This is a genomic window from Micromonospora sonneratiae (genome assembly GCF_042679305.1).
In the GTDB taxonomy this organism is placed as follows: domain Bacteria; phylum Actinomycetota; class Actinomycetes; order Mycobacteriales; family Micromonosporaceae; genus Micromonospora_H; species Micromonospora_H sonneratiae.
In genome coordinates, this window is sequence record NZ_JBHTMP010000110.1 from 1 (window position 1) to 13,975 (window position 13,975).

Annotated in this window: 15 protein-coding genes; 5 read left to right on the forward strand and 10 right to left on the reverse strand. The window is 70.0% G+C overall.

Annotated elements, in window-relative coordinates:
* The 4 genes from ACFQ4H_RS33460 to rimP form a co-directional block, all read right to left on the reverse strand.
* The coding region (locus ACFQ4H_RS33460) for a translation initiation factor IF-2 N-terminal domain-containing protein (RefSeq protein ID WP_377579048.1) at positions 1-287 on the reverse strand (287 nt) is incomplete at its 3' end.
* 107 nt (positions 288-394) lie between these two features.
* The gene (locus ACFQ4H_RS33465) at positions 395-718 is read right to left on the reverse strand and encodes a YlxR family protein (RefSeq protein WP_449289039.1); all 324 of its coding nucleotides are present in this window, start codon (positions 716-718) and stop codon (positions 395-397) included.
* A 15-nt stretch (positions 719-733) separates the two neighbouring features.
* On the reverse strand, positions 734-1,789 hold the full coding sequence (nusA, locus tag ACFQ4H_RS33470) for a transcription termination factor NusA (RefSeq protein WP_377579050.1): 1,056 nt from the start codon (positions 1,787-1,789) through the stop codon (positions 734-736).
* Entirely contained in the window at positions 1,786-2,460 is a 675-nt protein-coding gene (rimP, locus tag ACFQ4H_RS33475; RefSeq protein WP_377579052.1) for a ribosome maturation factor RimP, read from the reverse strand. Before rimP ends, nusA begins: the two co-directional genes overlap by 4 nt.
* Before the next feature lie 304 nt (positions 2,461-2,764).
* Between rimP and ACFQ4H_RS33480 the strand changes: the two genes are divergently transcribed.
* The 5 genes from ACFQ4H_RS33480 (at position 2,765) to ACFQ4H_RS33500 (ending at position 6,696) form a co-directional block, all read left to right on the forward strand.
* Positions 2,765-3,163 (forward strand): hypothetical protein, encoded by a 399-nt coding sequence (locus ACFQ4H_RS33480; RefSeq protein WP_377579053.1) that lies wholly within the window; start codon positions 2,765-2,767, stop codon positions 3,161-3,163.
* Positions 3,164-3,191: 28 nt separating this feature from the next.
* Positions 3,192-3,614: a ferritin-like domain-containing protein gene (locus ACFQ4H_RS33485; RefSeq protein ID WP_377579055.1), complete on the forward strand. Its 423-nt coding sequence runs from the start codon at positions 3,192-3,194 to the stop codon at positions 3,612-3,614.
* A 223-nt stretch (positions 3,615-3,837) separates the two neighbouring features.
* Complete coding sequence (locus tag ACFQ4H_RS33490; RefSeq protein WP_377579057.1) at positions 3,838-4,404, forward strand: PadR family transcriptional regulator; 567 nt, start codon at positions 3,838-3,840, stop codon at positions 4,402-4,404.
* 149 nt (positions 4,405-4,553) lie between these two features.
* The gene (locus tag ACFQ4H_RS33495; protein ID WP_377579059.1) at positions 4,554-5,033 is read left to right on the forward strand and encodes a nitroreductase family deazaflavin-dependent oxidoreductase; all 480 of its coding nucleotides are present in this window, start codon (positions 4,554-4,556) and stop codon (positions 5,031-5,033) included.
* 94 nt (positions 5,034-5,127) lie between these two features.
* Positions 5,128-6,696 carry an ArnT family glycosyltransferase gene (locus tag ACFQ4H_RS33500; protein WP_377579061.1) on the forward strand — a complete coding sequence of 523 codons (1,569 nt, stop codon included), beginning with the start codon at positions 5,128-5,130 and terminating at the stop codon, positions 6,694-6,696.
* A 132-nt stretch (positions 6,697-6,828) separates the two neighbouring features.
* Here ACFQ4H_RS33500 and ACFQ4H_RS33505 read toward each other — a convergent pair whose 3' ends face one another.
* The 6 genes from ACFQ4H_RS33505 to ACFQ4H_RS33530 form a co-directional block, all read right to left on the reverse strand.
* Positions 6,829-7,545, reverse strand: coding sequence for a VIT1/CCC1 transporter family protein (locus ACFQ4H_RS33505; protein WP_377579063.1), 717 nt, complete (start codon positions 7,543-7,545; stop codon positions 6,829-6,831).
* Positions 7,542-8,399: a type I methionyl aminopeptidase gene (map, locus tag ACFQ4H_RS33510; RefSeq protein ID WP_377579065.1), complete on the reverse strand. Its 858-nt coding sequence runs from the start codon at positions 8,397-8,399 to the stop codon at positions 7,542-7,544. The genes ACFQ4H_RS33505 and map overlap by 4 nt, the downstream gene beginning before the upstream one ends.
* A 100-nt stretch (positions 8,400-8,499) precedes the next feature.
* Complete coding sequence (locus ACFQ4H_RS33515; RefSeq protein WP_377579067.1) at positions 8,500-9,267, reverse strand: 3-oxoacyl-ACP reductase; 768 nt, start codon at positions 9,265-9,267, stop codon at positions 8,500-8,502.
* Positions 9,268-9,345: 78 nt separating this feature from the next.
* The gene (locus ACFQ4H_RS33520; protein WP_449289040.1) at positions 9,346-10,698 is read right to left on the reverse strand and encodes an aldehyde dehydrogenase family protein; all 1,353 of its coding nucleotides are present in this window, start codon (positions 10,696-10,698) and stop codon (positions 9,346-9,348) included.
* Positions 10,699-10,732: 34 nt separating this feature from the next.
* Positions 10,733-12,136, reverse strand: a complete 1,404-nt coding sequence (locus ACFQ4H_RS33525) for a glutamine synthetase family protein (protein WP_377579069.1) — start codon at positions 12,134-12,136, stop codon at positions 10,733-10,735.
* The gene (locus ACFQ4H_RS33530; protein ID WP_377579071.1) at positions 12,133-13,689 is read right to left on the reverse strand and encodes an amino acid permease; all 1,557 of its coding nucleotides are present in this window, start codon (positions 13,687-13,689) and stop codon (positions 12,133-12,135) included. Before ACFQ4H_RS33530 ends, ACFQ4H_RS33525 begins: the two co-directional genes overlap by 4 nt.
* Positions 13,690-13,975: the final 286 nt, after the last annotated feature.

A 13,975-nucleotide genomic window follows, 5' to 3' on the forward strand; every position in this document is an offset into this window, starting at 1 on the left:
CGACGCGGCGGCGCCGGCTTGGCGGAGACCCTCGACTCACCGGGGGTCGGCACCGAAGGTGCCGGGGTCACCGGAGGCGTCGGGGTGGCCGCCGCCGGCGGGGCGGCGGGCGCCGAGGAACCCGACGACGCGACGAACGCACCACGCAACCGTCGGGCGACCGGCGCCTCGACCGTGCTGGATGCGGACTTGACGAACTCGCCCATCTCTTTCAACTTGGCGAGAACGGTCTTGCTTTCGACCCCGAGCTCTTTAGCCAGCTCGTGTACGCGGGCCTTGCCTGCCACTGCACTCCTCACTCCGAGGTCGTGCGAGCAGCGCCCGCAGCGACCTCACTCGTGCACTTGAAGCCTGGTCATTTCAGGGACTTCATCGTGTGCTCATGTCGGTCGTCCTACCTTGCTTTGCTTTGCGACCCTCGTTCGACCGGATGACCGAACGTAGTGGTTGACGCGTTGAGGTGCTCGACCAGCTCACCCGTGTCCAGGACACCGGTGATACGCAGCGCCCGCCCGAAGGCGCGACGCCGCTGTGCCAGCGCGAGGCAAGCCGGATCCGGATGCAGATGCGCTCCCCGACCCGACAATCTGCGGGTTGGGTCAGGTTGGAGGCTGTGACCAGCCCCGTCGCTGACCGCTATGAACCGCAGCAACTCATGGGCCGGCGCGCGCTGCCGGCAACCCACACAGGTGCGCACCGGCCACGCACGTCGTACCACTGACAAAGTCTACCCCTAGCCGCCCGAGATCGCTCTGCCCGGCTCCGGAACGTGATCAGCACCGCCCCGGCCGCCGTTGGGCCCGGAACCTGACGACTGCTCGGTATCGGGTCGGATGTCGATCCGCCAACCCGTGAGCCGGGCCGCCAGCCGCGCATTCTGTCCCTCACGACCAATGGCCAGGGAAAGCTGGAAATCGGGCACAGTGACCCGCGCTGTCCGGGTCGAAGCATCGACGACCTCGACCCGGAGTGCCTTGGCCGGCGACAATGCGTTACCGACGAAGGTCGCCGGATCCTCCGACCAGTCGATGATGTCGATCTTCTCGCCGTGCAACTCGCTCATCACCGCACGCACCCGCTGGCCCATCGGACCGATGCAGGCACCCTTGGCGTTGACCCCGGGCGCGGTGGACCGTACGGCGATCTTGGTCCGGTGGCCGGCCTCGCGGGCGATCGCGGCGATCTCGACCGTTCCGTCGGCGATCTCCGGCACCTCCAGGGCGAACAGCCTCTTCACGAGGTTGGGGTGCGAACGGGACAACGTGATCTGCGGCCCCCGCATTCCCTTGGCGACGTGCACCACCACGCACCGCAGCCGCTGTCCGTGCTCGTAGATCTCGCCCGGCACCTGCTCCGGCGCGGGCAGCACGGCCTCGAGCTTGCCGAGGTCGACGGTGACGATGCCCTTCTCGCTCCGCGCCTCGTGGGCCTGCACCACCCCGGTGACCAGGTCACCGTCGCGGCCGGCGTACTCGCCGAAGTGCACCTCGTCGGTCGCCTCCCGCAGCCGTTGCAGGATCACCTGCTTGGCGGTCATGGCGGCGATCCGGCCGAAGTCGTGCGGGGTGTCGTCCACCTCGCGCACCACGGATCCCTCGTCGTCGAGTTCCTGGGCGTAGACCAACGCCGCGCCGGTCTTGCGGTCGATCTCCACCCGGGCGTGCGCCTGCGCGCCCTCGGTGTGCCGGTACGCGGTCAACAACGCGGTCTCGATCGCCGCGAGGATCGTGTCGAACGGGATCTCCCGCTCACGCTCCAGTGCGCGCAGCGCCGCGAGGTCGATGTTCACCTCTCCTCGCCCTCCACATCATCTTCGTCGTCGATGTCTTCGATCTCTTGCAGATCCTCGTCGGCCACGTCGTCGAGGCGACTGAACTCCACCTGCACCCGTCCCGGCCCCAGGTCCGGGTACGCCCATTCCCCCTGCCGGCCGTCCAGGTCGAACACCACCCGCTCGTCGTCGGCCTCGACCACCCGGCCGGTGACCTGCCGATCGACGGAGGGCTGAGCGCCTGTTGGCTGGTCCGTCGCCCGCTGCCCGGGCAGACCGCCGGCCCCCTTCACCGTCACCTTCACGAGTCGCCCGACGTTACGCCGCCAGTGTCGGGGCAACGTCAGCGGGCGGTCCACACCGGGTGAGCTGACCTCAAGCTGGTACTCCCCGGCGACCAGGTCGCCGTCGGTGGCCTCGGCGTCGTCGAGCGCCTTGGACACCGAACGGGACACCTCGGCCACCGCGTCCAGGCTGACTCCGCCGTCCCCATCGACGATCACCCGTACGATGTGCCGCCGCCCGGCCCGGGACACCGACACCTCTTCCAGGTCGTAGCCGGCCGAGGCGACGACCGGTTCGATGACGGCCCGCAGTCGGAGACGACGTGCGCCGAGATCACCTCGGGGACGCCCGCCAGCGCGCGGACCAGCCACCGGTTTGGCGGCGCCGCGACCACGCTGCGTCATTTCCGCATCCCTTCTCGTGATTCTCAACGCCCTCGTGGGGCGGCCCATGCCAGCACGCCACCGGGCCTGAACACGCCCGGCGGCTGCGCAGAGCGTAACGCGCTGGACGGCCAGCGTCCCGGCCGGCGCACCGACGCCCGGCACGCGCGGTGTCGGACAGTCGCATCGGACGTACGCACAGATGGTGTTGACTTGTCCGGTGCGGATCGGAGACGGATTTCAGAATCATGACATACGGGGCCATTCCCGACGCGCGGCGCTGCGGACGGGGGGCCTGTTGGCACTGACCGCCGCCCTCGCCCCCATGACAGCCTGTGGTCTCTTCGACGATCGGACAGAGCCGGCCCCCGACCCGCTCGCACCGTTGATCGCCGAGGCGCTCCACCTCGCGGCCCAGCATGAGGCGGCGATCGCGAGCTACCCGGAACTCGCCGATCGCCTGGGGCCGATCGCCCAGGCACACCGGGCACACGCGGCGGAACTCGCCAAGGTGACTCGCGTCACCCTGCCCAGCAACACGCCGACAGCGAGCGCTTCCCCTGCCACCGGCGACCTACGGGCCACCCTGGCCGCACTGCGGACAGCCGAGCAGCAGGGACAGGACTCCGCCAGGCAGGCCTGCGTCCAGGCACCGGAGGGACGCGCCGCCCTGGTGGGCAGCATCGCTGCGGCCCGGGCCACCCATGTCGAGGTAGTGCGATGAGAAACCACGTGGAGAACGGGTCGGCAGCATGAATCAGCAACTCGCGGCGGCACTGGCCGCCGAGCACGCGGCGATCTTCGCGTACGGGGCGATCGGTGCGCGACTGTCCGGAGCCGCGCGACGTGAGGCACGCGAGACCGAGGCGGCGCACCGGAGTCGACGGGACGCCCTGGTGATCCTGCTCACCCGGGACGGGGCGACACCGCCCGCGCCGGAACCGGCGTACGCGCTGCCGCACGCGGTGACCGACTCGGCCGGTGCCCTGCGGTTGGCGGTGACGGTCGAGGAGCGTACGGCGGCAGCCTGGCGGGCGGCCCTGGCGACGACGACCGGGGCCGAACGCGAACAGGCGCTGGCCGGGCTCACCGACTGCGCGGTACGGGCCACCAGGTTCCGGCGTACCGCCGGGACCACCCCGGCGACGGTGCCCTTCCCGGGCCGCCAGACCTGACCGACCGGGGCTGACGTCAGGTCTGGCCGACGGCTCTGACCGTCCGAACCTGACCGACGGGGTGGTCTGACCGTCCGGCCTGGCCGACGGGTCTGGTCGTCCGGCCTGACGGACCCCCACCGGGTGGGCCCCTGGCAGCCGGCCACCGCCCCGACCGGTCCTGACGCCTGCCGGCCGCGGAACGAGTTGCCTACCCTATACCGAGTATGCATACTCCGTACGCATGAGCATTCGACACGGCCTGCTCGCCCTGCTCAACCGAGCACCCATGTACGGCTATCAACTCCGGACCGCCTTCGAGGAGTCGACCGGATCGACCTCGCCACTGAACATCGGCCAGGTCTACAGCACGTTGTCCCGCCTCGAACGGGACGGCCTGGTGCAATCCCTGCCGGAGAGCGAGGGTGGGCAGCGACCGTACGAGATCACCGAGGCTGGCCGGGCCGACCTGGCAGTCTGGTTCACCACGCCGATCAGCCGTACCGACCGTCCCCGGGACGAACTCGCGATCAAACTCGCGTTGGCGCTGACCACCCCCGGCATCGACATCCAGCGGGTCGTGCAGGTCCAACGCACCGCCACGATGCGGGCGTTGCAGGAGTTCACCCGGTTGCAGAGCCGCGACGCCAAGCCGAGTGACCGCCCCTGGCTCCTGGTGCTCGACGCGATGATCTTCCAGACCGAGGCCGAGATCCGCTGGCTCGACCACTGCGAGGCCAGCCTGACCCGCAACCCCCCGACGCCGGTGGCCCTCCCTCCGCCGACCGCCAGCGCAACAACACCGCGGTGAACGCCGGCTCCGCCACGAGTTTCCCGACGACGCGACCCGGAGTGCCGGGGCGCACGACGACAGTGGGACGTCGGGCCGCCCCGCCTGAGCACCACCGATGCCCGGGGGCCGGACTCGACGTCCGGTCCCCGGAGCGGCACACTGTCCCGATGTCCGCCTTCGGAAGCCTGGTCCGCCGCCTCGGCCACCAGCGTTGGTTCGCCGCCACCGGCAAGTTCCTGGTGCCCGTCGATCGCCTGGTCGGGCGGCTGACCCGGGGTCGGGTGGTCGGCCTGGGACTCGTCCCGTCACTGATCATCACCACCACCGGCCGCAAGTCCGGACAGCCGCGCAGCAACCCGCTGGTGTACGTCCGCGACGGTGACGGGTTCGCGGTGGTCGGCTCGAACTGGGGGCAGCGCCACCAGCCGGCCTGGGTGCTCAACCTGCTGGCCGATCCGGCGGCCAGCATCACCCTCAAGGGCCGCACCCTCCCGGTACGAGCCCACCTGGCCACCGGGGCCGAACGGGACCGCCTGTGGCAACTGCTGGTCACCCGTTGGCCGGCCTACCGGACCTATGTGGAGCGGGCCGAGGGCCGGCAGATCAAGGTCTTCCGACTCGCCCCCGAGACCGACACAAACCGGTGACGGCCCGCCCCGTGACCGGCACCCATCGATGACCGATGCAGACCCGTGACGGACCCGCCCCCCAGGGCTGACGACGATCGTCGATAATCCCGGCATGCGTAGGCAGGCACGGCAGCCGGTAACGCCGACGACACCGTCCACAGTGCCGGATCGGTCCGATCCGTCGACACAGGCGGACCAGCCCCTTTCCCCGGTTGCCTGGATCCCGCTGGCCGTCGCAGCCGGGCTCACCGGCACCGTCCTACTGGCGTTCAGCGGTCGCTACGGATACCACCGCGACGAGCTCTACTACCTGGTGGCCGGTCGACACCTGGCCTGGGGGTACGACGACCAGCCGCCGCTGCTGCCGGCGCTGGCCCGGCTGACCGACAGCCTCTCCGGCGGTTCGCTCACCGCGCTACGACTGCCCACGGCCGTGGTCGTCGGGGTCACGGTACTGCTGGTCGGCCTGCTCACCAGGGAACTCGGCGGTGGCCGGTGGGCACAACTGTTGGCCGCTGTCGGGTGGGCCACCACCGGGGTGGCCATGGTCTCCGGGCACCTGCTCAGCACCACCCCGTACGACGTGTTGTGCTGGACCACCACTGCCTGGCTGCTGGCCCGGTGGGTCCGTACCCGCGACGACCGGATGCTGCTGGCGCTGGGCCCGGTGCTCGGTGTCGGCCTGTTGGCCAAGAGCCTGCCGCTGCTCTTCGTGGCGGCACTCGCCATCGCGGTCCTGATCAGCGGGCCACGGGAGATCCTGCGCCGACCGGCGCTGTGGATCGCGGCGGGAATCGCAGTCGCGCTGTGGGCACCGAACCTGTGGTGGCAGGCCACCCACGGCTGGCCGCAGCTGACGATGACCGGGGTGATCCGGGCGGATGCCGACTTCGGCGGCCGGCTCGGGCTGCTGCCGTCCCAGGTGCTGATCATGGGCCCGCCCCTGGCGGTGATCTGGATCGCCGGCCTCTGGCGGCTGCTACGCAACCCCGATGCCCGCCGCTACCGGTTCCTCGGCTGGGCGTACCTGGTCGTACTGGCGCTGACCCTGCTCACCGGCGGGCGTGAGTACTACCCCGCCGGGGCGTACCCGGTCCTGTTCGCGTCCGGCGCGATCGCCACCATCGGCTGGCTGAGCCGGGGGGCCCGGGGCCGCCGGGCCGCGCTGGGCGTCGGCCTGGTCCTGAACGGCCTGTCCACGGTCACCATCGCGCTGCCGATCTATCCGGTCCGGACCCTGCCGCACACTCCACAAGCGATGATCAACTATGACGCCGGGGAGACCGTCGGCTGGCCGGAACTCGTCTCGACGGTGGCCCGCGTCCACCGGTCACTCCCCGCGTCCGAGCAGGCCACCGCCGTCATCCTCACCCGCAACTACGGCCAGGCCGGCGCGATCGACAGGTACGGACGACCACTCGGACTGCCCACCCCGTACAGCGGGCATCTCAACTTCTGGCGCTGGGGTCCCCCGGCGGACAGCGCCACCGGACCGGTGATCGTGATCGGCCGCTGGCCGGCCGAGGAGCTGAGCCGCCTCTGCGGCACGGTCGTCCAGGTCGCCAGCAACGACAACGGGTACGGCGTGGAGAACGAGGAGCAGGGGGCACCGATCTGGCTGTGTCGGGACCTCGACCGTCCCTGGTCGCAGGTCTGGCCGGAACTACGCCGCTTCGGCTGAGAGCCGCGCCGCCGCTGGCCCCACTGCCACTGGCGCCACTGCCACTGGCGCCACTGCCACTGGCGCCACTGCCACTGCCACCGAGACGCCCTCAGCCGAGACAGCCACCGTCGTCGCCAGCGCTGGCGACCCTCAGCCGAGGCCGCCGCTGACCCCGATCAACCGACCGACGACGTACGTCACGGCAGCGGCGGCACCGCCCAGCAGCAACTGCCGGGCACCACTGACCCACCAACTGCGGGCGGTGTAGCGGGCGACCACAGCCCCGGCCAGGAAGAGGCCGAGCCCACCCACGCCCAGTGCCAGCCACAGGCTGGTGAAGCCGAGCAGGTACGTCGCCAACGGCACGAGCGCCCCGACCGAGAAGCACACGAACGAGGAGAGCGCAGCGACCCACGGGCTCGGTTGGTCGTCGGGATCGACGCCGAGTTCCTCCCGTACGTGCACCCGCAGGGCCTCTTCCGGGTTGTGCTTGAGCACCGTGGCGACCTGCTCGGCCAGGTGCCGGGGCAGACCGCGCCTGGTCCACATGTCGGCCAACTCCCGGGCCTCGGCCTCGGGGTGGCGTTCCAACTCGCGCCGCTCCTTGGCGACCTCCGCAGCCACCTGCTCGTTGGCCGACCGGACGCTGGTGTATTCGCCGAGGCCCATCGAAATGGCCCCGGCGACCAGACCCGCCACGCCGGTCAGCACGATGCTGCGGGGTGAGACGCCGCCACCCCCGACGCCCGCGATCAGGGCGATGTTGGTGACCAGGCCGTCCATCGCCCCGAACACGGCCGGCCGTAGCCAGCCGCCGGACACGTCGGCGTGATGGCCCTCGATCAGGGCCGCTGGAGTGTCGTTCACGGCAGGGTCAGGATCTCGTGTCCGTCTTCGGTCACCACGATCGTGTGCTCGAACTGCGCTGTCCACCGCCGGTCCTTGGTGACCACCGTCCAGCCGTCGTCCCACATGTCGTACTCGTAGGTGCCGAGAGTGATCATCGGCTCGATGGTGAAGGTCATCCCCGGTTCCATCACGTCGGTCGGCCGGGGGCTGTCGTAGTGCGGCACGTAGAGGCCGCTGTGGAAGGCCTCGCCGATGCCGTGACCGGTGAAGTCGCGTACCACGCCGTAGCCGAACCGCTTCGCGTACGACTCGATGACCCGGCCGATCACGTTGATCTGCCGGCCCGGGGCGACCGCGCGGATGCCCCGCATCATCGCCTCGTGGGTACGTTCGACCAGCGACCGGACGTCCTCGGCGACCTCACCCACGCAGAAGGTCGCGTTGGTGTCGCCGTGCACCCCACCGATGTACGCCGTGACGTCGACGTTGACGATGTCGCCGTCCTGCAACACCGTCGAGTCCGGGATGCCGTGGCAGATCACCTCGTTGAGGCTGGTGCAGCACGACTTGGGGAAGCCCTTGTAGCCGAGGGTGGAGGGGTAGGCCCCGTGGTCGACGAGGAACTCGTGCACCACCCGGTCGATCTCGTCGGTGGTGACGCCGGGCTTGCTGTGCTCACCGGCCAACTGGGTGGCCTGAGCGGCCAGCCGGCTGGCGATCCGCATCTTCTCGATCGTCTCGGGCGTCTGCACATGGGAGCCCTGCCACGCCTTCGGCCGCTTCTTTCCCACGTACTCGGGGCGGACGATGTGCGATGGCACGGGTCGCCACGGGGAGAGCGTTCCTGGGGTGAGTGGCGCGCGGACGGTCATGCCGCCAGCCTATCGCCGCCCACCCGACCCGCTGTAAAGGAAGGGGCCCTTACTTGTCGCATTCAACCTCGGAAGGGTCTCCTCCCAACTCGAAAGCACGTCACAGCGGGGTGACGTACGCGCCGGTGATCCCACCGTCGACGACGAACTGCGCCGCGGTCATGAAGGAGGCGTCGTCGCTGGCCAGGAAGGCCACGGCGGCGGCGATCTCGGCCGGCTCACCGAACCGGCCCATCGGTACGTGGACCAGCCGACGGGCGGCCCGCTCGGGATCCTTGGCGAACAGGTCGAGCAGCAGCGGGGTCGCGATCGGCCCCGGACACAGTGCGTTGACCCGGATACCCTCGCGGGCGAACTGGACGCCCAACTCCCGGGTCAGCGCCAGCACCCCACCCTTGCTGGCGGTGTACGCGATCTGCGAGGTGGCCGCGCCCATCAGCGCCACGAACGAGGCCGTGTTGATGATCGACCCCTTGCCCTGCCGTTGCATGTGCGGGATCGCGTACCGACAGCAGAGGTAGACGCTGGTCGTGTTGACCCGGATCACCCGCTCCCACGCGTCCAACCCGGTGACCAGGATCGAGTCGTCGTCCGGCGGGGAGATGCCAGCGTTGTTGAAGGCGATGTCGACCCGGCCGTGCCGTTCGGCCACCCCGTCGAACAGCTCGCGTACCTGGGTCTCGTCGGCCACGTCACAGGCCACGAACTCGCCGTTGACCTCCTCGGCGGCGGCCCGGCCGGACCCGGCGTCGATGTCGACGCACACCACCCGGGCGCCCTCGGCGGCGAACCGCCGTACGGTGGCCAGCCCGATCCCGCTGCCTGCTCCGGTGACCACCGCCACCCGGTCCGCCAGTCGATCCCGCACGCTCACTCCCCGGTCACTCGTCGATCATCCATCGATCATTCGTCGATCATTCGTCGTCACTCGTCGGTCACTCGTCGGTCACTCGTCGGTCGCGATGAAGACGTTCTTGACGTCGGTGAAGGCATGCAGTGCGTCCGGCCCGAGTTCCCGCCCCAGCCCGGACTGCTTCATCCCGCCGAACGGGGTCCAGTACCGCACCGACGAATGCGAGTTGACGCTCAGGTTGCCCGAGTCGATCGCCCTGGCCATCCTGATCGCCCGACCCACGTCCCGCGTCCAGATGGAGCCGGAAAGGCCGTACTCGGTGTCGTTGGCCAGCGCCACGGCCTCGGCCTCGTCGTCGAAGGGCAGCACCGAGATCACCGGACCGAAGATCTCCTCCCGCCAGTGCCGGTCGTCCGGGGACCGGGCCAGCAGGACGGTCGGCGGAAACCAGAAACCGTTGCCGGCCGGGCAGGAGCCGGTGAAGGCGCTCTCCGCGTCTGCCACGTAGGAATCGACCCTCGCCCGCTGGGCGGCCGAGATGAGCGGCCCCATCTCGGCCGACTCCAGCGCCGGGTCGGCCACCCGGAAATCGCGTACGGCCGGCTCCAGCAGCGCCAGGAAGCGGTCCAGGACCGGGCGCTGGACCAGTAACCGGGACCGGGCACAGCAGTCCTGGCCGGCGTTGTCGAAGGCGGCGTACGGCGCGGTGGCCGCCGCCCGTTCGAGGTCCGCGTCGGCGAAGACGACGTTGGCACTCTTGCCGCCCAGTTCCAGGGTCACCCGCTTCACCCGGGCGGCGCAGCCGGCCATGATCCGCTTGCCGACCCCGGTCGAGCCGGTGAAGCACACCTTGCGGACCCCGGGGTGGGTGACGAACCGTTCGCCCACCACCTCGCCCCGACCGGGCAGTACGGTGAGCACGTCCTCGGGCAATCCGGCGTCCCGGGCCAGTTCACCGAGGCGGATCGCGGTCAGTGGGGTCAGCTCGGCCGGTTTGAGCACCACCGTGTTGCCCGCCGCCAGCGCCGGGGCGAACCCCCAGCCGGCGATCGGCATCGGGAAGTTCCACGGAACGATCACCCCCACCACCCCGAGCGGCTCGTGGAACGTCACGTCCAGCCCACCCGGTACGGGGATCTGCCGGCCGGTGAGCCGCTCCGGTGCCCCGGCGTAGTAGTCGAGTACGTCCCGGACGTTGCCCGCCTCCCAGCGGGCGTTGCCGATGGTGTGTCCGGCGTTGCGCACCTCCAACCCGGCCAGTTCCTCGATGTGCGCGTCGACCTCAGCGGCGAACCGGCGCAGCAGCCGGGCCCGGTCCGCCGGGGACACCTTCCGCCACTTCTCGAAGGCGGTCGCCGAACGGGCGATCGCCGCGTCGGTCTGCTCGACCGTGGTCGCCGCCACCGTCGCCACCGGCTGCTCGGTGGCCGGGTCGACCACCTCGATCGTCGGCAGCGTCGGCGACCCGGCCGACACGGGTTCAGAGGCGTTCGAAACCACGGAACATCTCCCAGTCGGTCACCGCAGCGTCGAAGGCGGCCAGTTCGACCCGCGCGTTGTTGGCGTAGTGGTCGACCACCTCGTCGCCGAAGGCGGCCCGGGCGACCGGCGACGCCTGCCAGAGGGCGAGCGCGTCGCGCAACGTCCCCGGCACCCGGGGTGCGGTCGCGTCGTCGTACGCGTTGCCGGTGCACTCGGGCTCCAGCGCGAGGTCCTGCTCGATGCCGTGTACGGCACCGGCGACCAGCCCGGCGATCGCCAGGTACGGGTTGACGTCGGCCCCGGGCACCCGGTTCTCCACCCGTAGTCCCGACCCGTGGCCGACCAGCCGCAGGGCGCAGGTGCGGTTGTCGGTACCCCAGCGCAGCGCGGTCGGGGCGAACGAGCCCGGCTGGTAACGCTTGTAGGAGTTGATGTTCGGGGCGAACAGCAGACTGAAGTCGCCCATGGTAGCCAGCAGACCGGCCAACGCCCGCTGCCCGATCACGGAGAGAGCCGCCCCGCCACCGGACGAACCGGGCGGCCCCGGCCGACCATCCCGGGACGTACCGGAAAACACCGGCTGGCCGTCGGTGGACCGTAACGAGAAGTGGATGTGGCAGGAGTTGCCCTCCCGGTCGTTGGGTTTGGCCATGAAGGTGAGCGCCATGCCCTCCTGCGCGGCGATCTCCTTTGCCCCGTTCTTGTAGATCGCATGGTGGTCGGCGCAGGTCAGCGCGTCCGCGTACCGGAAGGTGATCTCGTGCTGACCGAGGTTGCACTCGCCCTTGGCGGCCTCCGGCATCAGTCCGGCACCGGCCATCTCGGTACGGATGCGACGCAGCAGCGGCTCGACCCGGGCGGTGCCGAGCAGCGAGTAGTCGACGTTGTAGAGGTTGGCCGGGGTCAGGTCGCGGTAGCCGCGCCGCCAGGCGTCCTCGTACGAGTCGCGGAACAGCACGAACTCCAGTTCGGTCCCGGCGAAGGCGGTCAGCCCGTGTCGGGCGAGCCGATCCAGTTGTTGGCGCAGAACCTGCCGGGGTGAGGCTCCGATGGGCGCCCCGTCCGGCCAGGCCAGATCCGCCAGCAGCAGCGCGGTACCGGGCTGCCAGGGCACCCGGCGCAGGGTGGCCAGGTCGGGCACCAGGTTGAGGTCGCCGTAGCCGCGCGCCCAGCTCGACATCGCGTACCCGTCGACGGTGTTCATCTCGACGTCTACGGCCAGCAGGTAGTTGCACCCCTCTGCGCCGTGCCCGACCACCTCGTCGAGGAAGTGGGACGCGTGGAACCGTTTGCCCTGGAGGCGGCCCTGCATGTCGACCAGGGCCAGCACCACCGTGTCGATTTCACCGCCGTCGATCGCCACCCGCAGCTCTTCGAGGGTCAGTGCCGGGGTACGCCTCACAGTTTCTCCTCGTCCTCGACGGTACGGCGTGGTCCGGTGAACCAGGTACGCGCCGACGCGTACCACCAGACGGCGACGAGCAGCAGCACGCCGCCGACGGCCAACGGGGCGTAGTTGACGGCGGACCAGCTGAATCCGGCGTTGCCGGGCACCCCGGCCGGCACGATCGGTAGGACGAAGTAGACCGAGATGACCGCGATCTCGACGACGGCGATCCAGCCGAGGAGCTTGTATCGGCGGCCCAGGGTCCACGGCCCGGGTTCGAACCGGTCACCCATGCGCAGCCGCAGCGCGATCGGGATGATGAACGACAGGTAGAGGCCGATGACGGCGACCGAGACGACGGCGTAGAACGCGACCGGTACGCCGGCGGCGCTGGAGTAGAGCGCGGGCAGGGTCAGCACCAGCCCCGCGCCGGTCGCGCCGATGATGGCGTTGACCGGGGTGCCGTTGCGGTCCACCCTGGACCAGATCCGCCAGCCGGGGACGCCCCGGTCGCGGCTGAAGGCGTACGCCATCCGGCTCATGCTGGTCACGCAGCTCAGCCCGCAGAAGAACTGGCCGACGGTGGAGATGATGATGACCGTCTTGAAGAAGAACGGCGTCAACGCGCTCTCGAAGATCGCTCCGGAGAAGCCGCCGGCTGCGTCGACCGCCTCGACGTCGGTGGCGGCGAAGAGGAAGGCCAGCAGCAGGATCCAGCCGCCGATGGCGGAGTAGAAGATCGACTTCCAGAGTCCCCGGGCCGCCGCCTGCGACGCGCCCCGGGTCTCCTCGGCGACGTGGGCGCACGCGTCGAAACCGGTGATCGTGTACTGGGTGAGCAGGAAACCCAGCGGCAGGATGTAGAACCAGAACGTCCAGCCGCCGGTGCCACCGTCGCCGAAGCCCGAGTTGTTGAACCGCTCGGTGAAGACGAACCGGAAGCTCTGGTGGTCGTCCGGTACGAACACCAGGATCGTCACCACGATCGCCGCGCCGGCCACGTGCCACCAGACCGAGACGTTCTGGAGCAGGTCGATGATCCGGTGCCCGAAGATGTTGATCAGTCCGTGCAGCACCAGGATGACCACGAAGAGGACGAACGCCTGCCGGAGCGTCCCTGCCCATCCGTCGAAGAGCGCCGACAGGGTCAGGTTGAGGAAGGTCGCACAGCCGTAGTCGACCGATGCGGTGACCGCGACCAGGCCGATCAGGTTGAGCCAGCCGGTGAACCAGCCGTGCACCGGCCGTCCCAGCTTCGCTGCCCACCAGTAGATCCCGCCCGCCGTCGGGTAGGCGGACACCAGCTCCGCCAGGCAGAACCCGATGATCAGAATGAAGATCGAGATCAGCGGCCAGCCCCACGAGATGGCGACCGGTCCGCCGTTGTTCCAGGCCTGGCCGAACGTGGTGAAGCAGCCGGCCAGGATGGAAATGATCGAGAACGAGATGGCGAAGTTGGAGAAGCCGCTCCACCTACGGCGCAACTCCTGTTTGTAGCCGAGTTCGGCCAGCCGCCGGCTGTCGTCGTCCATCGGCTGCCCCGCGACGGTCTCGGGCGTAACGGCCACCGCGCACCTCCTGACACGGGTCGGCGCATCGGTGCGACTAGGGGAAAGTCTTGCCCCGGGGATCAAGATGGTCAATACCAACCGGCCGGAAAGCTGGTAATTGCGTTGCTCCCCGTCGCCGCCGCCGGCATGCTCTTAGGCGTGACAGAGCAGGCGTACGACACCAGGCGCCGCTGCCAACGGCGGCGCGACGGGTCCGTGGTCCTGCCGGGTGTACCCGCGCCACACTGAGCGCACCGGGCCCCGGCGGCCCGGACTCCGGGCCCCTCCCCGGGCCCGACGCCGG

Coding starts and splice junctions, on each gene's coding strand:
- ACFQ4H_RS33500 (WP_377579061.1), top strand. CDS start 5,128: ATGCGTAGGCAGGCACGGCAGCCGGTAACGCCGACGACACCGTCCACA.
- map (WP_377579065.1), bottom strand. CDS start 8,399: ATGACCGTCCGCGCGCCACTCACCCCAGGAACGCTCTCCCCGTGGCGA.
- ACFQ4H_RS33490 (WP_377579057.1), top strand. CDS start 3,838: ATGAGCATTCGACACGGCCTGCTCGCCCTGCTCAACCGAGCACCCATG.
- ACFQ4H_RS33495 (WP_377579059.1), top strand. CDS start 4,554: ATGTCCGCCTTCGGAAGCCTGGTCCGCCGCCTCGGCCACCAGCGTTGG.
- ACFQ4H_RS33480 (WP_377579053.1), top strand. CDS start 2,765: ATGACAGCCTGTGGTCTCTTCGACGATCGGACAGAGCCGGCCCCCGAC.
- rimP (WP_377579052.1), bottom strand. CDS start 2,460: ATGACGCAGCGTGGTCGCGGCGCCGCCAAACCGGTGGCTGGTCCGCGC.
- ACFQ4H_RS33485 (WP_377579055.1), top strand. CDS start 3,192: ATGAATCAGCAACTCGCGGCGGCACTGGCCGCCGAGCACGCGGCGATC.